At 66.5% G+C, this 20,036-nt stretch carries 16 protein-coding genes; 9 read left to right on the top strand and 7 right to left on the bottom strand.

Translation table 11 applies throughout. The features are described 5' to 3' along the window. Positions 1-10: 10 nt before the first annotated feature. The 5 genes from MYF83_RS10195 to MYF83_RS10175 are packed head-to-tail and all read left to right on the top strand — an operon-like array spanning position 11 to position 4,825. Positions 11-1,225, top strand: coding sequence for a sensor histidine kinase (locus MYF83_RS10195; protein ID WP_248959992.1), 1,215 nt, complete (start codon positions 11-13; stop codon positions 1,223-1,225). A 49-nt stretch (positions 1,226-1,274) separates the two neighbouring features. Further along, complete coding sequence (locus MYF83_RS10190) at positions 1,275-1,844, top strand: hypothetical protein (protein WP_248959991.1); 570 nt, start codon at positions 1,275-1,277, stop codon at positions 1,842-1,844. After that, on the top strand, positions 1,844-2,896 hold the full coding sequence (locus MYF83_RS10185; protein WP_248959990.1) for a peptidoglycan-binding protein: 1,053 nt from the start codon (positions 1,844-1,846) through the stop codon (positions 2,894-2,896). The genes MYF83_RS10190 and MYF83_RS10185 overlap by 1 nt, the downstream gene beginning before the upstream one ends. After that, the gene (locus MYF83_RS10180; RefSeq protein ID WP_372500122.1) at positions 2,893-3,597 is read left to right on the top strand and encodes an ABC transporter ATP-binding protein; all 705 of its coding nucleotides are present in this window, start codon (positions 2,893-2,895) and stop codon (positions 3,595-3,597) included. Before MYF83_RS10185 ends, MYF83_RS10180 begins: the two co-directional genes overlap by 4 nt. A gap of 1 nt (position 3,598) precedes the next feature. Then, positions 3,599-4,825, top strand: a complete 1,227-nt coding sequence (locus MYF83_RS10175; RefSeq protein WP_248959989.1) for an ABC transporter permease — start codon at positions 3,599-3,601, stop codon at positions 4,823-4,825. A 375-nt stretch (positions 4,826-5,200) separates the two neighbouring features. On the opposite strand, the gene MYF83_RS10170 is transcribed toward MYF83_RS10175, so the two are convergent. The 6 genes from MYF83_RS10170 to MYF83_RS10150 form a co-directional block, all read right to left on the bottom strand. Beyond that, positions 5,201-6,730: a carboxylesterase/lipase family protein gene (locus MYF83_RS10170; RefSeq protein WP_248959988.1), complete on the bottom strand. Its 1,530-nt coding sequence runs from the start codon at positions 6,728-6,730 to the stop codon at positions 5,201-5,203. Positions 6,731-7,264: 534 nt separating this feature from the next. Continuing rightward, positions 7,265-7,642, bottom strand: a complete 378-nt coding sequence (locus MYF83_RS10165) for a hypothetical protein (protein WP_248959987.1) — start codon at positions 7,640-7,642, stop codon at positions 7,265-7,267. Positions 7,643-8,088: 446 nt separating this feature from the next. Beyond that, positions 8,089-8,379 carry an HNH endonuclease gene (locus MYF83_RS44230; RefSeq protein WP_372500121.1) on the bottom strand — a complete coding sequence of 97 codons (291 nt, stop codon included), beginning with the start codon at positions 8,377-8,379 and terminating at the stop codon, positions 8,089-8,091. A gap of 90 nt (positions 8,380-8,469) precedes the next feature. Next, positions 8,470-9,117, bottom strand: a complete 648-nt coding sequence (locus MYF83_RS10160; protein ID WP_248959986.1) for a transposase — start codon at positions 9,115-9,117, stop codon at positions 8,470-8,472. Further along, the gene (locus MYF83_RS43655; protein WP_248959985.1) at positions 9,027-9,566 is read right to left on the bottom strand and encodes a helix-turn-helix domain-containing protein; all 540 of its coding nucleotides are present in this window, start codon (positions 9,564-9,566) and stop codon (positions 9,027-9,029) included. The genes MYF83_RS10160 and MYF83_RS43655 overlap by 91 nt, the downstream gene beginning before the upstream one ends. A gap of 197 nt (positions 9,567-9,763) precedes the next feature. Continuing rightward, on the bottom strand, positions 9,764-10,090 hold the full coding sequence (locus MYF83_RS10150) for a nucleoside triphosphate pyrophosphohydrolase (RefSeq protein ID WP_248959984.1): 327 nt from the start codon (positions 10,088-10,090) through the stop codon (positions 9,764-9,766). 152 nt (positions 10,091-10,242) lie between these two features. Between MYF83_RS10150 and MYF83_RS10145 the strand changes: the two genes are divergently transcribed. Both MYF83_RS10145 and MYF83_RS10140 read left to right on the top strand, forming a co-directional pair. Further along, a complete protein-coding gene (locus MYF83_RS10145) occupies positions 10,243-10,854 on the top strand; it encodes an HNH endonuclease (protein ID WP_248959983.1) in 612 nt (203 codons plus the stop codon). Positions 10,855-11,578: 724 nt separating this feature from the next. Further along, positions 11,579-12,430, top strand: a complete 852-nt coding sequence (locus MYF83_RS10140) for a glycerophosphodiester phosphodiesterase (protein WP_248959982.1) — start codon at positions 11,579-11,581, stop codon at positions 12,428-12,430. Positions 12,431-12,567: 137 nt separating this feature from the next. Here the strand turns inward: MYF83_RS10140 and MYF83_RS10135 are convergent, their stop codons facing one another. Next, on the bottom strand, positions 12,568-13,860 hold the full coding sequence (locus MYF83_RS10135) for an IS110 family RNA-guided transposase (RefSeq protein WP_248959981.1): 1,293 nt from the start codon (positions 13,858-13,860) through the stop codon (positions 12,568-12,570). Positions 13,861-14,785: 925 nt separating this feature from the next. Between MYF83_RS10135 and MYF83_RS10130 the strand changes: the two genes are divergently transcribed. Then, complete coding sequence (locus MYF83_RS10130) at positions 14,786-15,169, top strand: effector-associated constant component EACC1 (protein ID WP_248959980.1); 384 nt, start codon at positions 14,786-14,788, stop codon at positions 15,167-15,169. Next, entirely contained in the window at positions 15,156-19,568 is a 4,413-nt protein-coding gene (locus tag MYF83_RS10125) for a caspase, EACC1-associated type (RefSeq protein ID WP_248959979.1), read from the top strand. Before MYF83_RS10130 ends, MYF83_RS10125 begins: the two co-directional genes overlap by 14 nt. Positions 19,569-20,036 lie beyond the last annotated feature (468 nt).

The following is a 20,036-nucleotide window of genomic DNA, read 5'->3' as shown; positions in this document are numbered from 1 at the left end:
TGGGATCCTCATGGGCCTGAAGTCCAAGATTTCCGGCATGCGGGTCCGGCTGCGGCTCACCCTCCTGTACGGCGTGCTCTTCCTGCTATCCGGCGCCGTTCTGCTGGCCATCACCTATCTTCTGTTCGCGCACAGCGGGCCGAACGTCGCGATGTCCACGACCAGCACGACGCCGTCCGGTGGGCGGAGCGTCAGCATCTACCTGGGGGAGACCTTGCCGGGGGACGCCCAGCTGCCCGAGGCGGAGCGGCGCATCGCCGAGGCGGTCCGGGAGCAGGCCCGCCGGCAGCAGGCGGAGATCATGCATCAGTTGCTCGTGCAGTCGGGCGTGGCGCTCGCCCTCATGTCGGTGCTCTCGGCCGTGCTCGGCTGGCTGGTGGCCGGGCGGGTGCTGCGGCCGCTGCAGACCATGACAACCAGCATCCAGCGCATCTCGGCGCGAAATGTGCACGAGCGGCTGGCCGTCACCGGGCCGCGCGACGAGCTCAAGAATCTCGCGGACACCGTCGACGGGCTGCTCGGCCGGTTGGATGCGGCACTCGACTCGCACAAGCGGTTCGTCGCCAACGCCGCACACGAGTTGCGTACGCCGCTGACGCTGGAACACGCCCTGCTGGAGGAAGCCGTCATCGACCCGGACGCGACGGCGGACTCGTTCCGCGGGCAGTTCGAGCAATTGATGGCCGTCAGTGAGCAGCAGGCCCGGCTCCTCGAGTCGCTGCTCGTCCTGGCGACCAGCGAGCGCGGCCTGGACCGCCTGGTGAGCGTCGACCTGTCCAGGCTGACCGGCGACGTGCTGCGGGCCGCCGACCCGGAGGCGCGACGACAAGACCTGGCCGTCGCGGCGGAGGTCCGGCCCGCCCGGGTCACCGGCGACCCCGCCCTCGTCGAGCGGCTGGTGGCCAACCTGGTCGACAACGCGATGAGTTACAACGTCCCGGACGGGCGGGTGGAGGTGGCGACGGGCACGGAGGGCGCGCGCTCCTTCCTGTCGGTGACCAACACCGGGCGGCCCGTCCCGCCGGAGATGGTGGACCAGCTTCTCAGCCCGTTCCAGCGGCTCGACCGGACGGCCGACGACGGTCATCACGGCCTCGGGCTGTCCATCGTCCAGTCGATCGCCGCTGCCCACTCGGCGGACCTGACCGTGCGTGCCCGGCCGGAGGGCGGCCTCGCGATCAGGGTGCTTTTCCCGGCTGCAGAAAAGCCGAGTAATAGCGGTTAAGCGTTTTCTGTGCCCGTCGTGTGACCGGTCGAAGCGTAGAACATAACGCATGTCCACGAATACGAATAAGCCGCCGGCGAAGAAGACGATGCGACAAACTCTTGTCGCGGTTGCTTTGCTGCTTGCCGTGGGAACGGCGGGTTGCGCCCGTCATGATGACCCAACGGTGGCGACCGCCACCTCCGGCACGCCCAAGGCCGGCGCCAGCGCGACGGCGGGAAACGACCAGGCCTCGGCGCTGAAATTCTCGCAGTGCATGCGGGATCAGGGCCTCACGTGGTTCCCCGACCCGGATGCCGAGGGCAATCTGGGGGTGCACGCCCCCGACGGCGCCGACCAGAGCAAGGTTGATAAGGCGGAGGAGGCGTGCAAGGCGTACTCCCCCTGGGAGGGCCGGCAAGGCCAACAGATCAGCGCGGAGGATCTCAATAAGCTGCGGCAGGTGTCGCAGTGCATACGGGACCACGGATTCGCGAAGTATCCCGACCCCGACGCGAACGGCTCCATCAAGTTCGACTCCGAAGTTTCTGGTATCAAGCCCGACGACCCGGCCTTCCAGAAGGCGATGCAGGAGTGCGCTAAGTACCTGCCGCCTCGGAAGAGCGGTGGGAACTCCTGATGGGTGCACGACGCACCGTGGGTGTGGTCGCCGGTGTGCTCTTGGTCGGTGCCGTGGCCGCCGCGATCACGGTCTTCAACCTGCCGGAGGCGGAGGAAAACCCCAGCTCCGCCAATAGCACGCCTGCGTCCACCGCCGACATCACCAAGCAAACGCTGATCGACCGGGAGAACCGCGACGGCACGCTCGCCCACGGCGACACCACGACGATCTCGTCGCGCGGCAACGGCACCGTGACCGGGCTGCCCGCGGAGGGCGCGACGATCACCCGCGGCAAGGCGATCTTCCACCTCGACAACAAGCCGGTCACCCTGCTCTACGGCTCGCTCCCCGCCTATCGCACGCTCTCGACGGGCGTCAAGGGCGCCGATGTCAAGCAGTTCGAGCAGAACCTCCGGGCGCTCGGCTACCGCGGCTTCACCGTCGACAAGACATACAGTTGGGCGACCGCTTCCGCGGTCAAAGACTGGCAGGACGATCTCGATCTGCCCAAGATCGGCACGGTGGATCCCAGCCAGATCGTGTACGCCGCCGGCGCGGTGCGCGTGGACTCGCTGAGTACGCAGGTGGGGACCGTGGTCGGGCCCGGCGCCACCGTGGAGAAGGTCACCGGCACCTCGCCGCTGGCCACGGTCGGGCTGGACACGAGCTCGGGGCGGCTCGCCAAGCAGGGCGCCACGGTGCAGATCACACTTCCCAACGGGAAGGTCGTCCCAGGCAAGATCATCAAGCTCGCCACGGTCGTGAGCCAGGGCGACAACGGCGAAGCGGACACCACCAAGATCCAGGTGACGATCCGCTTCACCTCGGCGGTCAAGAGCATGGGCACGGCTGCCATCACCGTCGCTTTCACCGCCGGCAAGCGGCCGAACGTGCTGGCCGTTCCGGTGGCTGCGCTACTCGCGCTCGCCGAGGGCGGGTACGGGGTGCAGGTCGTCGACGGAAGCACGACGCGAATCGTGGCGGTGGAGACCGGGCTCTTCGCCGACGGCAAGGTGGAGATCACCGGGAACGGGCTGCAGGCCGGCACGAAAGTGGCGATGCCGTCGTGAATCCCCTCGCAACCGTCGTGACCGCCCCGGACACCCTCGTCGGCCACCCGGTGATCGAACTCGCCGGTGTCACCAAGACCTACCCCGGCGGGGTCACCGCGCTGCGCTCGGTCGACCTGGTCGTCGACTACGGCGAACTGCTGGCGATCGTCGGGCCGTCGGGCTCGGGCAAGTCCACGATGCTGAACCTGGTCGGCACGCTGGACCGGCCGTCGCAGGGCACCGTGCGAATCGACGGGCACGACGTGGCGTCGCTGTCCGACCGGCAGCTCTCCGCGCTGCGCGCCCGGCGCATCGGCTTCGTCTTCCAGCAGTTCCACCTCGCGCCGGGGCGGGACGCGCTGGGCAACGTCGCCGACGGCCTGCTCTACACCGGCGTCGGCAAGCGGGAACGCGAGCGGCGCGCCGAGGCCGCGCTGGTGCGGGTCGGCCTGGGCGACCGGCTCACCCACCGCCCCTACCAGCTCTCCGGCGGCGAGCGCCAGCGGGTGGCCATCGCCCGCGCGGTCGCGGGCGACCCGCCGCTACTGCTCGCGGACGAGCCGACCGGAAACCTCGACTCGGTCTCCGGCGCCGGGGTGATGAAACTGCTGCGCGAGCTGAACGAGGCGGGCACGACGATCCTGGTCATCACGCATGACCGCGAAATCGCGGACAGCCTGCCGCGGCAGGTGCCGATGCGCGATGGGCAGGTGATCTGAGATGTCCGCCCCAACCGCCTCGCCCACCATCCACAATCGGACCAAAGGCTCGCTGCGGCCCGCCCGGCTGCGCCCGTCGGACCTGGCCCGGCTCGGCGGATACGGCCTGCGCTCGCGCCCGCTGCGCGCCGTGCTGTCGGCGCTGGGCATCGCGATCGGCATCGCGGCGATGACCGCGGTGGTCGGCATCTCCGCCTCCAGCCGCGCCGACCTCGACCAGGAACTCGCGAAGCTCGGCACCAACATGCTGACCGTGTCTCCCGGCAAAACGATGTTCGGCAAGCAGGCCACGCTGCCCGACGAGTCGGTCGCGATGATCAAGTGGATCGGCCCGGTGCAGTCGGTCACCGCGACCGGCGTGCTCAGTGACACCTACGCCTATCGCAACGACCGGATCCCGGCGGCGCAGTCCGGCGGCCTGTCCGTGCTCGCGGCCAAGCTCGACCTGCTCAAGACGGTCGGCGGCACGCTCGACCACGGTGCCTGGCTCAACGCGGCGACCGACCGGTATCCGGCGGTGGTGCTCGGCGCGACGGCGGCCGAGCGGCTCGGGAACGTGCCCGCCGTCTACATCGGCGGCCGGTGGTGGGTCGTGGTCGGGGTGTTGCAGAAGGTGCTGCTCGCGCCGGAGCTCGACTCGGCGGTGCTCATGGGATGGCCGGCGGCCACGACGTACCTGGGCTTTGACGGGCATCCGACGACGGTCTACACGCGGTCGGTGGAGTCGCAGGTGGAGGCGGTGCGTGCGGTGCTCGCGCCCACGGCCAACCCGTCGGCGCCGGGCGCGGTGCAGGTGTCGAAGCCGTCGGACGCGCTGGCCGCGCGCCGGGCCACGAACGCGACTTTTGACGCATTGCTGCTCGGGTTGGGCGCGGTCGCGCTGCTCGTGGGCGGGATCGGCGTCGCCAACACGATGGTGATCTCGGTGCTGGAAAGGCGCTCGGAGATCGGCCTGCGCAGATCGCAGGGCGCCACAAAGGGCCAGGTCCGTACGCAGTTCGTCGCGGAGTCGCTGCTCCTGTCGCTGCTCGGCGGCGCGTTCGGTGCGCTGCTCGGCTATCTGGTGACCGGAATGTACGCCACGACGCAGAAGTGGCCCACGGTCGTGCCGCTGTGGGTGCTGGCGGGCGGCGTCGGCGCGACGGTGGTGATCGGTGCGATCGCGGGCCTGTATCCGGCGATCCGCGCGGCCCGCCTGGCACCCACGGAGGCCTTGGCGGCGACCTGACGGGCGTTGTTTCGGGGAGGCTCACGGGGCCTCCCCGAAATGGGCGACGACTTACTTGACCACGGCTTTCTCGAGCAGGTCCTTGAGCACGTCCTGCCGCTCGGCTTCCTTGTACTTGCGAGCCTGATCAGGTACGAGGGGCACGCGAAGGCGCCCTGCAGCATCTACCTGCGCCGATTGCGCGCCCCTACCTCCACAAATCACCCAAACCCAGTAGCGATCTGCTCTCTCGGTCCACGATCCGGTCCACACCTTCCTGGATCGGCACCTGTGGTTGCAGGGGGAGGGGTGGTGGGTGGCTGCATGCTCTCTGCCCGCAGGTCAGGGTTTGGCCGTCCACAGATCGCCTGTCTTGTTCATGTGGACGTGCTTCATTTACCGCGCGAGCAGCGGGAGCGCCGGGAAGGTGTGGTCCTGCCACAGCAGCCGCGAGGTCTCTTCCGGGTAGGCGGTGACCATCGACGGCGTGTCGAAGAGCTGTGCGAGGCGGTGGTCGGCGTCGTACGGAGGCCAGCCCGGGTCGCCGTGAGCGGCGAACGCCGTCCACGCCCTGCGGATCTGCGCGGACAGCTCCTCCGCCACCGGGGAGGGCGGGTCGCCGATCAGCATGGCGGGCTGTCCGCTGCTCAGGTTGCCGAAGACGAGCGGCACGTCCAGGCCGTGGCAGGCGCCGAGGGCACCGCCCAATCCCGGGGCGGACCAGGTCAGTTCGTAGAGGTGGGCCTGGCCGCCGCCGGCGATCTGCGCGTCGGCAAGGTGGAGGCTCGGCATGCGGAACAGCCAGTCCGCGTTGACCAGTTCGTACAGCTCTTCATCGGCCGCAGCCGGGAATGCCTCCCGGTATCGGCGTGCGCCGTCCGGGCCGGGGGCGAGCATGTGCAGAGCGGTCTCGGTCTGCTCGTGCGTGACCTGGCCGAGCACGCCGTCGATCAGGCTGAACAACCGGTGCTCGTCACGAGTATGCCCGACGAGAAGTCCGACGTCCCGGGCGGCGCCGTCAGCCAGCGCCTGCCAAGGAGTCACCGGCAGGACGTCACCGTCGACAACCGGTGCGAACGGGATCGGCCGGTGTGTGATCTGCCCCCAGCGCTCCCGCCACTGGACCGTCTTGGCGAAGATCGCGTCGCCCGCGGCGGGCAGCCGGGCCGGGGCCACCACCGACAGGCCGGACACCGTGGGCCGTACCCCCAGCTCGGCGGCGCAGGCGGCGGCGATGTCGGCGGCCAGCTCGGGGGAGAAGAACGTCCCCGGCACGCTCTGCGCGACCGCCCGGCGGAAGAGCCCGGCGGCGCGCGGCATGGCGAGCAGCGCGGCGACCGATCCGCCGCCCGCCGATTGCCCGAAGACCGTGACCCGGTCCGGGTCGCCGCCGAACGTCCGGATGTTGTCCCGCACCCACTGCAAGGCCGCGACCTGGTCGAGCAGTCCCCGGTTGGCCGGGGCTCCGTCGATCTGCGCGAAACCCTCAATACCGAGACGGTAGTTGAGGGTCACGACTACGGCTCCGCTCCCGGCCAGGTGCCCGGAGTCGTATTCCGGGAGGCTGGAGTTTCCCATGGCGTAACCGCCGCCGGGGATCCACACCATCACCGGGAGCCCTAACGCCGGATCCGGTTCCGGTGTCCAGACGTTGAGCGTCAACCAGTCGTCGCCGGCGGTGTCCTGGGACACCCCGAGCACGCCGGACTGCGGGGGCGGCGGGCCGTACGCGACCGCGGGGCGCACACCGTCCCAGCTGCACACCGGCTGCGGCGCGGCGAAACGGAGGGCGCCGACTGGCGGCTCGGCGAACGGGATGCCGCGGAAGACCGCCAGGCCCGCCTCCCGGCCGCCGCGGAGGACGCCGGCCGCCGTGCGGACTTCCGGCTCGGACTCGGACGGCTTGCTGGATGCGGTGACGGCCACTTTGCGGTTTCCTCTCCGTTCCTGCTCGGCCGAGCATCCCAGTGCGCGCCATCTGCGGGCAAACCATTTAGGGGGCAGCCCACATGAGCCTGAAACCCACATGAGTTGATCTTGAACGCCCTACGGAAACGATCCCCCCGCGCGCCGAAGTCCTCCCTCGGGGGACCAGCCGGCCCTTGTCCCGAAATCCGTCCCGGACACTCCCGGGGAGCGCGACCTGCCCCGCTCTGCTGGACGCGTTCATGGCTCACACCGGCCTGATCACCGACCCGGCTCCGCCATGAGACCCCGACCTTTCAAGCTCTTTTGCGCGCCTTGATGCAATCTCACGCTACGGCCTCGGATCTTCGATCCGACGTGCTTCTCTGTCGCCGATGAGCTCCCAACACTGCCCGTCCTCATCGGTGAACTTCACCATGGCCGGTAGACTCGCGAAATCTCCCCCTGGGAACTGTCTGCGCACGAAATATGCCTTCGCCCCAGCAGCCAGGAGAGGCAGCGAGGTCCGCGCCTCCGGCTCCAGCCCAATGCTGCTCACCTTCCAGATGTGATGGGTTGGACGCCCCCCAGCCCCGCCCAGACATCTCTGACGCCGGTAGAGGAATGGTTGGTGACCGCGATCCATCCTGCGGGCAGGACATCCACTCCGCTACCTTCACGGTTTTTCCTGATCAACCCCAACAGTTGCTGCTGCTCGACCGAGAACACCCCCAACTCCCCGACTTCGACACTGATCAGTCGCGCACGGGCTTCCTGTTCACGTTGACGGACATGGGCTGCTTCTTGGCACCTTTCATTTTCGCGTTCTTGTTCGGCATTGAGTTGCGTCATTTGTATCTGAAGCGCCTTGTTCTGTTGACGAATTGTCGTAGCCGCAAATACCAGGGTGCCTACAGTGCCAATACTTGCCACCCAGTGGGGACATCGCCGTAGTCGAGATGAGTGATCCAGTTCCAGACAGGGGCCCAAGCGGGGGCCGTGCCAGCGCCCAGCATCGTCATGGAGATGTGACGCCTGGCCACTTGGCCCGACATCCTCAATGTCCTCCGTGCGCAAGGCCCCACCGCCCTGATCGAGGACGTACGCGCAGCCGAGCGCGGCGACCCACACGGCCAACGCTGGCCACGCTTTAAGACCCACGACGACGCAACGTTGGCCTACAGCACCTTCGTGCAGAACCTTCACTAACCATGCACACCGTTCAGGGCAGGAAGGTCCTCTTCCAACCTGGTCAGAGCACCTTTGACCGTGATCAGTGCCTTCAGGCATCTACCGTCGTCTCGGGACGCTGTTAGCACCCGCGTTAGCAGGGTCGTCCGCCCTTGCCGTCACCGACCTGCGCCAGATCGTCAGCGAATCTATATCCGGTCACTCTTGCGAAGATTGCAGGCACGGCACAGCAGTTGCAAATTGCCTGCCGACGTAACGCCACCCTTACTGCGCGGGATGACGTGATCGAACTCGAGATACGAAGTCGATCCGCATTCCACACACCTACCTTGGTCTCGCCGCCATACTTCACTCTTGATATGCTGAGTGGTCTTCGCTGTATCCCGCTGACCTGGCGACCCGACGATTTCCCGACGCTGGATCCTGGCTACTGTATCGATTACGGCGCTGACATACTCCGAATCAGAGACACGATACATCCCTGTACCCTTGGCCTGGGATGCTTGAACATAGATCTGGTAGCCAGACTGCGGAGATACATTAATAATCTTAGGCCAGGTTACTGATCTTTAATTCGTGAAGTCGAGTTGTGTGGGTGGGGTGTAAGTCAAGGTCAGGCCGGTCTCGGCGAGGCATCCGTCGATCAGGTGTGGCCGGTACTGGATCTTCTTCAGACCGCGCTTGACGACGCGGACGAGCTGGGGCAGGCCGGCGACGGCGACGTTGGCCAGCACGCCACGCTTGAGCAGCGACCAGATGCCTTCGGCCGGGTTGAGATCGGGGGCGTAGGAGGGAAGCTGGTAGACGGTCAGCCATTCGGCGTGCTCGTCGATGAACGCTCTCATGCCCGGCACCAGGTGGCGATTGAGATTGTCCCAGACCACCACGATCGGTGCGCCGAGCTGGTGATGTGCGGCGATGAGCAGGTCGCGGTAGTCGGTCCAGGCGAAGCTCTTGGACTCGCCCTTGCGGCCGCGGTAGAGATGCAGCCGGTAGATCAGCCGGGAACGCTGCCCTGGCTTGTAGCAGCAGATCCCGGCGATGGAGACATACCCGGTGCCGCCGCCGCGGACGTGCACCACCGGGGTGCGCCCGCGTGGGCCCCAGCTACGGGCGGCAGGCGGCCTCAGGCCCTGGCCCGCTTCGTCTTCGAAGCAGATCCAGGCGCCTTTGGCCGCCGCGGATCTTCCACCTGTGGCCAGATCTCCTTCTTCCACACCTCGATCGCCGGCTCCTGGCGTTCGATCGCCCGCCGCACCGGGCGTTGACATGACCAGCCGTTTCGCCGCAGCAGCAGCCACACTCCCGGCACGGTGTAGCCGATGTGGAACATCTTCCCGATCAGCGTCTTGATCCGTGCCAACGTCCAGCGCTGGTCGGTGAACCCATGCGCCAGCGGGCCGCGTTCCAGCTCGGTCTCCAGCCGCGCGAATTGCTCAGCACTGAGTTTGGGCAGCGCCGGCGGGCCTGCTGAGTGCAGCGCCGTGGTGCCGCCTTCACGCCAGGCACGCCGCCATCGTTCCACCGACCGTTCAGTGACCCGCAGCTTGCGGGCGATCACCGCGTTCTTCTGCCCGTTGGCGAACATCTCGGCCGCTTCCAGCCGTATCCGCTCGCGACGCTGCTGTTCCTGGGGGGTGAATCCACCACCTTGCGCGTATCGCACAGACTCGTCGTAAACGACAGGTCAGCGCTCGTCAGCTATCCGACAAGACCCATTTATGTTCGGTAGTTCCCACGAGGCATCGTGTGCGGTGCCCCGGACATCGCCCGCGGCGGCTTGGCGCTGAACGACATCGTGCAGAAGGTGACTTCATCCAACCCGGTCGCCGTCGAAGATCGGCACGATTCACTCAGCTGACGTCACCCCGTCAAGCCACAGTCGGCGGCTGAAGCCACCCCGTTTGGCCCGCTTGTGGCGTGCCGCCTCCTGGACCTGCTCGTCGGAGATCCGAGTGTTCCGGCGAGGGCGGCCAGCACCTCGTAGATGTCAGCCAGTTCCCCTAGGCGATCATCGGGCTCGGCTTGGCGCAGCTCTTCGGCCTCCTCGGCGAGCTTGGCTGTCAGAGCGGAGACCAGCTCCGACTCATCAAGGACGCGCACCTTGGCCGTCCGGCCGTCGGCCTCGATGATCTCCGGGATCCGATCACGGACCAGCTTGCCGTAGATGATCGTCTGCTCCTGGCTCAAAATGTCACCTTTTTGTCCGATACTTCGTATGTGGATTACCGACGTGGCGTGGTCACCGCTGAGAGCGTATGGCGTGCCATCGTGTTGTACGGCGCCAACTCGGCTACCTACAAGTTCGCCTTCGGCGCGACCCTGCTGGACATCCAGGCCTGGTGCTGCGCGATGAACTACTCGAACTCGCCCGGTCGGTACACGCCCAGGATCTCGATGCCGAAACCGCTGCCCGTTGGCGGCTGGTGGAGACGGCGTGGGAGACCGGCATATCCGACGCCGTACTCGCTCCCTCGCTGGTCTACGACCCTGACACTCAGCACCTGGTACTGCAGACCAAGCAGCGCCGCAAGAGCGTCACCGGAGTCGTCGCCGCCCTCAGCGGATATCAAGACGGCCGCTGCGCCTACTGCAACGAGGTCATGGCGCAGGACACGAGAACCGGGCCCGTCGTCGAGCATGTCCTGCCCTGGAAGCTGCTTACCCGCCGTTGGAACGGCCCCGATGTCGACGCCATCTGGAACCTGGTTCTGTCATGCAAGCCCTGCAATCAGGCGAAGCAGGACCGAGCACCACACGAAACCTGGATGCCATGGCTCGAACAGCGCAACAACGACCTCATCGAATCGCGTCATCCGCTGCGTGAAGTACTCATAGCCCAGACCGGGGAAACGGCGACCGTCCGACACGCCACCCTCAAGCTCGCCTACCAAAGGGCGACAGAACTACTTCCGGCTGTGTGGACACCACCAGCGGGCGCCCACATCGCATGAAGCTCCTGCCCGCACCACAGGCCGGGAGATGCACACCTCACGATTCGGACTATTGGTCGCCCTCGGGCAGCCGGTACTTGTAGCCGACGGGTGCCAGTCGAGTCCGGTCAAGCGACCAGGGTTGGAAGATCGACGCCTTGCCCCCGCTCGCGGTGATCTCACCGTGGTCATCGCGGGTCACGTGATGTTGCTCAGCACGAACAGGGCCACACGTCGACTCCGGCGCCACACGCAAGCCGTGGGTCCCGGCGCGCGTCGCCGGCATGAGGGCGGCGGTCGGCTCGCCGAGGCAGTTCCCGCAGCTGGGCGACGTCGATCAGTGGCCAAAGTCCGCCTTTTTAAGTTCCCCTTGGTCGAATGCTGACGCACATACGTGCTCATGGCCCGCTGAACTGATGCGTCGCCTGCCTGGGGGGCTTGACTGTGAAGGCGAAAGGAGCCGTTCAGCCAGGTGAAATCCTCATTAATCCCGACTACAGCGCAGGTCGCTGGAGGGGACGCCTAGGCATTGGTCAGCTACCCCGGCGGGGCGCTTGGCGGATGCTCACCCTTACCCAGGAGCGAGTGTCCGGTACCTGCTGGCTGCGCAAGGGCGGTTCCTGATGTCCAGCCGCAGATCAAATCCTCATTTATGTGGCATTCATGGGTTACTCATGCGTCAACTACTCGTCGCGGATAAATGTCAGATTTGGGCGAAGGTGTCTGTCTAAGCCCGAGGAGACCCATGTTGCGACGACTCGGCCTCACCATCACGACCACGCTGGTGGCCCTGACAGCGGCTGTGCCCACTGCGACCGCCGCACCGACGTCCACGATCACCAATGTCGCTCACCGGGGGGCGTCCGCGCAGGCCCCGGAGAACACCATCGCCGCCTTCAAGCTGGCGGAACAGCAGCATGCCGACATGTTCGAGCTCGACATCCGGGAGACCAAGGACCACCAGTTGGTCGTCATGCACGACAAGACGCTCACCCGTACCACCAACGTCGCAAGGGTCTTCCCGGACCGGGCACCCTGGCGGGTCGGCGACCTCACCCTCGCCGAGATCCAGAAGCTGGACGCGGGCTCCTGGTTCGCCCGGAAATACAGCGGTGAACGGGTGCCCACGCTCGCGGAAACGCTGCGCGCGATGGACGGAAGCCGGCTCGGCCTGCTGCTGGAGATCAAGTCGCCCCGGCTCTCCCCGGGCATCGAGGCCCGCGTCGCCCGCGAACTGCGGCAGAACCCCTCATGGCTGCGCCCCGGCCGGCTCGTCGTGCAGTCATTCAATTGGGACTCAATGCGAAAGTTCCACCAGGAAATCCCGGAAGTGCCCATCGGCCTGCTCGGCACGCCGACCCCCGCCCAGATCCCGGAGCTCGCCGGGTTCGCCAGCCACATCGACACGCCGTACAAGCGGCTCACCTCGGAGTACATCCAGGGCGTCCATCGTCACCACATGAAGGTCTTCGCCTACACCGTGGACGACCCCGACATCATGCGCCGCCTCATCTCCGACCGGGTGGACGGCGTCATCACCAACAGGCCCAACGTGATACACGCGCTTGTCGAGCCCCGCGCGACAGGACCGTCTTGACGGGCGCGCCATGAGCCAGAGGCACCCGCTGTGACGAAACTTGGGCCTCAGCCACAGCGCGGCAGCGGACAGTAGGTGGGTAGGCGGGATCGACGGCGCGGTCGTGAGGGTGTGACCGGCTGCTGACTTGCCGGGTGTCAAGCCGCTAATTCCTCCGGGGGGTCGGAGACGGGGTTGTTGGCCGGGTCGGGCTCCGGCGGAATCAGGGTGACCTGGTAGCCGAGGCGTTCCAGGGTTTTCTGGTAGCGGGAGGCCAGGTGCTGGGCGTGCCGGGCCTCACGCCGGTCGTAGAAGTCGCCGCCGTCCTCACGGTAATCCTCGTTGTTGGCCATCACGGCCCAGGCGATCCGCAGCAGGGTGTGAGCGACGGCGACCGCGGCCTTCTTGGCGTGTTGCTTGCCGAAACGGCGGGTCAGACGGCGCAGCCGGGCTCCCATCCTGGAGCGGGTGCGGGCGGTGGCCCAGGCCGCTTCCACCATCGCGGCCTTGAGATGCTTGTTGCCCTTGCGGGTGCCGGCGCGCTTGCGTTTGCCCGCCGATTCCCGGTTGCCCGGGGCCAGGCCCGCCCAGGCGGCCAGCTGCTCGGGGGTGGGGAAGCGGGACATGTCGCCGCCGGTTTCGGCGACGATCACTTCCGAGGTGCGCCGTCCGATCCCGGTGATGGTCATCAGCCGGGCGATGACCGGCTCGAAAGGTGCGGCCGCCTGGGCGACCAGAGTGTCCAGCTCGGCGATCCTGGCGGTGGCGTGGTCGTAGGCGTCCAGGTGCAGCCGGCACATCTGCGCATGGGTGTCGGTGAAACGGCCGTCGCAGGCCATGACCAGATCATCGAGCTTGGCGCGCAGCACCCCGCGCGCCAGGTTGGCCAGCACGCGCGGGTCACGCTCCCCGGCGATCAACGCCTCGATCATGTCCCGGGCCGAGACGCCCAGCAGCGTGGAGGCCACCGAGTCAATTTTGATCCCGGCGTCCTCCAGCACCTTGGCCAGCCGCTGTCCCTCGCTCATCCGCTGTTCGATCAGCTTCTTGCGGTAGCGGGTGCGGGCCCGCAGTGCCGCCACCTCCTGGGCCGGGATGAAGCTGGGCCGCAGCAGCCCGAACTGGTGCAGTTCGGCGATCCATTGGCAGTCGCGGATGTCGGTCTTGCGGCCCGGAACGCTCTTGAGGTGCTCGGCGTTGGCCACGCACACCTCGATCCGCCCGGTCTGGGCCAGCGCGTGGTAGACCGGCCACCAGTACATGCCGGTTGACTTCATCGCCACATCGGTGACGCCCAGTTCGACGAGGTCGGCGGCCATCTTCTGTAACGCTCGCCAGAACGTCGGGTACTTCTTGACGATCGGCTTGTGCTCGCCGGGCAGCCGCACCGCCACCCAAACGATCTTCTTGTGCACGTCGATCCCGGCTGCCCGGGGATGGACGACCTCCATTGCGCCTCCGCGGTCTGTCCCCCGAAGATGGACAACGGTGCGCCGCCCGCGGAGCCCGCGACAACATCGAGATGCTGTGACACGCGCTCGTAGCGGCAATCCGGGGTACCTACCGGGCAGGCTCCAGCGTCAGTCTTTATGTAGGACAGCCTCGCAGGTCCAAGCGAGTACGACGTCGAGCGGGCGACGCACCCCAAGTTTCACCTATCCGCGGGCGTCACGAAGTGGCATGGGGTCTTTAGGAGTGCGATCGCTTCTCGCCCTGCATGGCTATCGTGACCTGCCGAAACAACACAGTTGCCGATCATCTTGTTCTTGATCATTCCGTACATGTTCCGCAGCGGGGGAGTCATCCAGTGCTGTTCCCCTCATTGCAAGGGCACAGCCTTTGTTGGTGGCTCCTCGTCCTGATCCGACGGTGGATGCGGTCCGACGGAGTGCGATCGTGCAAGGCGGTGTTGCTGTACACCACTTAACTGGATGTGACCGCCACAAGTCTCGATCCTGCCGGTCTCGGATACCTCTCGTCCGCCGAACAGAAACCCCAGGTCGCGACCGATGGTCGAGTTTCCGGCACCTATTGGCATTCTGAGGGAGTACCACCATGCCGCTTGACCTGGGCGGATGAATTATCGGCACCCACAAGGCGGAGGAGCAGCATCGTGATCACGCGACCGTCCCGCACACACCAGCTCCACCATCTGCCTGCCAGTGAAACTCCGGCGGATAGTTATTCGGCACAGTGGGTTCCTTTCGGGAACAGGGTTCCTCAGAAATCAGGTGTCCACCAAACCGGGCCAACTCCACTTCTGCCCTAGCTGATCTCGGTGACTTGGGCCAAGCTTGTGGGTGGCTGCGCTCATGAAGTGTCGGGGAGCATGACGGCCGGCGATGGTGTCGTGAGTCCTTGGCCTCTTGGAGCCTGATGGAGATCCTGGTTACCGTCACAGTCGGTGATTCGGCGGACGGGTTGCGTGATTTGCGGTCCTGGCTGGTGGAGGAACCGGAGCTGCGTGGACGGGTGGGCCTGGTCGAGGCCGAGCCGGCCGCCGGGGCGCTCGGTCCGGTTCCGGAGATGTTGCAGGTCGCCTTTGGCGCCGGGGGTGCGCTGGCCACCCTGGCCGGGGTGGTGATCGCGTGGCTGGGCAATCGCGGTGGCGAGGTGACCGTGAAGATCACCCGCGGTGACGCGGTGGCGGAGGTCAGCGCCAAGGGTGTGAAGTCCCTGGATCTGGCACAGACCCGCGCGTTGACCACGCACCTAGCCGAGGTGCTCAAGAACGCCGAGGACACCAATGGAGCCGGGTGAGCTGCTGCTGGGGTCGCCGGGCGCTCGGGTGTTGCTGGTGGGATCGGGCACCTATGCGGCCGGCTCCCGGCTGTCGGCGGTGCCCGCGGTGGCTGCGACGGTGAGTGATCTGGGCCGCTGCCTGGTGGAGCAGACCGGCCTCGATCAGGCTCATCTGACCATGCTGATCGACCCTGCCAGCCCGGTCGAGTTCGGCCAGGCACTGGTGGAGGCAGCCGGGCAGGCTCGAGAGGTGCTGGTCGTCTACTACGTGGGGCATGGCCTGGTGGACGCGCGAAATGAACTGCATCTGGCCACGCGCGCGACCGTGGATCTGACCGAGGGGATCGCCGCTCACCAAGCGCTGCCGTACTGGCAGGTGGGCCGGGTCCTGGAGGGCTCCAGGGCGCCGTTCACCCTGGTCGTGCTGGACTGTTGCTTCGCCGGTCGCGCGGGGGGAGTGGCGAGGGCGAATACCGAGGAGATGTTCCGTGGTGCTCGGCACGGCATGTACCTGCTGGCGGCCACCGGTCGGGACCAGGCGGCATGGGCTCCACAGGGCGAGCCGTACACCGCCTTCTCGGGCGCTTTGATTCGACTGCTGGTTAGCGGTGATCCGACCGCGCCCGGTGTGTTGACGCTGGACGATGTCCACAGGTCGCTGGCGCGGACGCTGGCCGATCAGGGTTTCCCTGAGCCCCATCGACACGTCACCGACCACGGGCACAGGCCGCCATTTGCTCCCAACGCCGCATATTCCAACCCCGATCCGGGGGAGTTCAGCCCATATCGGGGGCTGGCCGCCTTTGGGCCCGATGATTCCTCGGACTTCTTCGGACGTGAGGAGTTGACTGCCAACCTTCTCGACCGTGTGACCGATCAACTGGACCGGGAGGGGCCCCTGCTGGTCACCGGCCCGTCCGGCTCGGGCAAATCATCGCTCCTGCGCGCCGGGTTGATCGCCCACCTGGACGTGTCTACTCCCGGAGCTGCGGTCTGGCTGACTCCGGGCGCAGATCCGGTCCGCGCCCTGGCCGCGCGGTTCGCCCCGGCGGACGGCTCGCACCCAGCCGACGTACGCCGACATCTGGAAGCCGACCCCGGTGTCTTTCGGCAGATACTCCGGCATACCGCCGAGAACCGCGCCAGCCGACCGGTCATCGTGGTGGACCAGTTCGAGGAGGTCTTCACGGCACCGGTCGACGAGCAGCAGCGCCGAGTCTTCGTCCAGGCGTTGCACGCGGTGTGCGCGGCCCAGGAAGCTGTCGTCGTTCTGGGGATGCGGGCCGACTTCTCCGGCCACTGCACCATACACGCCGAACTGATAACTGCCCTCGAACACCCGGTGATCGTCAGCCCGATGACCACCGCACAGCTGCGCGAGGCCATCGAGAAACCGGCCGAGAAGTCCGGTCTGACGCTGCAGACCGGACTCGTCGATCTTATTTTGGAGGATCTCGGCTCCGGAGGAGCCGCCGGTACGCTTCCCCTACTCTCCTACACTCTGCTGGCCACATGGCAGCATCGCGAGGGCCGGACCCTTACCCTGGCAGGGTACCGTGCGACCGGCGGGATCAGTCAGTCCCTGGCCCGGTCAGCCGATGCGGCGCTGGGCCAGCTGAACCTGGATCAACGAAAGATCGCCAGACGGTTGATACCCCAACTGGTGCGCCTGGGCGAGGGAACCGAGGACACCGGACGGACGGTTTCCCTCGCCGACCTGGGTCCCCCGCCCGACACTCCGCACTATGCCGTCTTTGGGCACGTGCTTGACCATTTTGTGCGCGCGCGACTGATCACAGTGGATCACCAGAGCGTCGCACTCGCTCACGAGGCGCTTATCCGCGGTTGGCCCCAGCTGCGCACCTGGATCGAGGCGGACCGAGCTGGGCTGATTATCCGGCAGCGGCTTGTGGACGCCGCGCGAGCCTGGCAGCAGGGCGGCCGAGACGCCGCCGAGCTGTACAGGGGCAGTCGGCTGTCCATAGCCCGCGACTGGGCCGCGGAATCGGAACCCGCATCGCTCGATCCGGCGACCCTCGACTTCCTCCAAGTCAGCGACCTGCGTGAACGGACTGAGCAGCGGGCGGCCCGGCGCCGCTTCCGGTTCCTTGTCGGCGGGGCGTTCGTGCTGACGCTCCTGCTCGTTGCCACGGCCGTCCTCTGGCAGCAGGCGCGGCAGCAGAGCGCGGTTGCGGAGGCCCAGGCCAGGATCGCCGCTGGGCGTGCGCTCGCCGCAGAGGCCACCGTTCTTCGCGACAGCAATCCTCAGCTGGCCCTACGTCTGGGCATCGCGGCCGCGAGCATTTCCGCTGACACTGGCGCCAAGTCGGCATTAGTGAACCTGGTCGCTCGTGATCGCTTTCTGTCCAGGTTCACCACCCAGGCCGATGACTACGTCCGCTCGGTTGCTTTCAGCGCCGACCGCCGCACGCTGGCTGCCGCAAACGAGGGCGGATCTGTGACTCTGTGGGACATCGCCGATCCCGCGCACCCCCGGCAGATCAACCGCCTCACTGAACAGGCGGGCAACCGTCTGCGGTCTACGGCGTTCTCCCCGGTCTCTCCCCTTCTGGCCGCGGGGAGCGAAGACGGCACCGTCGTCCTGTGGGATCTCACCGATCCGGCACGCCCCACCCATGTCAGGAAGTGGAAGAGCGACCAGAACGTGGAGTTTGTCGCCTTCAGCCCAGACGGCCAGACCCTGGCCACCGCTGGCGTTTTCGGCGCCCATCTCTGGGACATCACACGGATCCCATCGGTCCGTCACACAGGTGGTCCCCTCCACTGCGGGGCCAAAGAAGGGTCCTGGGAGGAGCGTTCGGTCACGTTCAGCCCGCGCAGCGGCATGCTAGCCCTGCGCTGTGATAACGCCTCGGATAACGCCTTGGAGCTGTGGGATGTGACCCATCTAGACGCACCGCACCGCAGCGCAGGGCCCTTTGACGACGAGGCGGGTAACGAGCACTCGGTAGCCTTCAGCCCCAATGGTCGTTTCCTGGCGGTGGGAGGAGGCCTGGACGGGGTCGCGTACCTGTGGGACCTGGCTCCCAGCCAGCCGAAAAAGGTCGCCACGCTGATCGGCCACGCCGGCGAGGTGACATCGCTGGCGTTCAGCCCGAGCGGCGTAATGCTGGCGACGGCCTCGGCGGACAAGACCGCCATTCTGTGGGATGTCACGGCCCCATCCAGCCCTCGAATCATCACAACGCTGGCCGGGTATGACGATGACAGATCCGACGAAGGGGTTGCGACTGTGGCGTTCAGCCGGGACGGCCGCACAGTGGCGACCGGTAGCCAGAACGGAAGCGTGACTCTCTGGGACGCAGCCGACCCCACCGACAAGCAAAGAACCACTCTGACCGGCAGTATCGCGGTAACCAGCCCCGACGGCGACCTACTGGCCGTGACCTACGAGTCGGCCGCCGTCTCACATGAGCCATACGTCATCGCCTTGTACGACATCGCCGATCCCGACCATCCCCGACCCGCCGGTTCTCTACTCAATGGTCACAAGAATGCCGTTCTATCGCTCGCCTTCAGCCCACATCGCAGGATCCTCGCCTCCGGGGACGAGGACGGTGCGGTCATATTGTGGAACGTCGCCGATAGGCGAAACCCGCGCGCGTTCGGGCCGCCGCTATACGGCCCCGATTCTCCCGAGTACCCCCGGCAACCGATCGATGCGATCGTGCTCAGCTCGGACGGCAATACTCTGGTCGCCGGAGACCGCGCCGGCGTCGTCACCATCTGGGACGTGAGAGACCCCGCGAACCCCAAACTGGTGAAACCCCCGTTGACCGCTCCAGGAGGCCAAACATGGTCTTTGGCGTTCAACCGCGACGACCGTACCCTGGCGATCTCGACCTACGACATGAACACGGGGTATCTGTCCACCCTTTTCGACGTGTCCAACCCCGTGAAGCCCAGGTGGCTCGCCTCGTTGCCGAACATGTACGACGTCTCGTTCAAGCCCGACGGGGAAACCCTCACTGCCCGTGACTTGAACGGCTCCCTCATGCTGTGGGACGTCACCGATCGCACCAACCCTCGGAGGGTCGCGGTCGCGGTCGGCCGCGAGGGTCTGGCGCTCGGAACCGCTTTCAGCCACACCGGCCACCTGCTCGCCGTCGTGGATCCGAGATCCTCTGTGGTCATATGGGACGTGACCGACCACGCCAATCCCCACCAGGTGGCCACCATGACAAGTGAGGGCAGCAACTCCCCGATCACCTTCAGCAGTGACGACGGGACCCTGGTCGTGGGCGGCGGTGGCACAATCCACCTCTGGAATGTCGCCCGGATACGCGACGCAGTGACGCAACCAGTTCAGCGTGCATGCTCCACCGTCAGGCGTGGGCTTACCGAGCAGGAATGGCAAGTCCACGTTGTAGGCCTCCCCTTCCGAAAGACATGCTGATCCCACGCTCACGTGGCGAAGGACTGCCGATCAGGTGCGGGTGCCGATAATTCATCCGTGCAGATCACAGCGCTGATCAGCGAGCACATGCTTCGAATCCAGGAGTCGCGAGGCCTGCGCTGCCGGGGCATGATGATCTGTCGTGCTGCTGCGTCTGGCCTACCTCACCGTGACGAACACCTTCGCGTTCAACAGAGCGCGTAAGAAGTTCACAGACCTGGTCTCGCGGTCTTCCTGCAGCTCGCAGTTGAGAGGACTCGATCCCCCAACCTTCTGACGCTCCTATGTCAAGCGACTGCTTTGGCAGTTTGTGGCGGGATGGCGAGTCGAGCTTCAACGTCGGTGATCCGTAGGGTCAAGGGCAGATGCCTCGTCAACGGCATCTCGCCCTGCTCAGATGGTGGATGCGAGTTGGTGGAGAATAATCCTGTAAGGCGGTGTTGCTGTACCGGCTGCTGTATAGTACAG

The sequence above is a fragment of the Sphaerisporangium perillae genome (assembly GCF_023276435.1).
GTDB lineage: Bacteria > Actinomycetota > Actinomycetes > Streptosporangiales > Streptosporangiaceae > Sphaerisporangium > Sphaerisporangium perillae.
The sequence above is the reverse complement of the archived record's forward strand: the minus strand, read 5'-3'. Positions and strand labels throughout refer to the sequence as shown.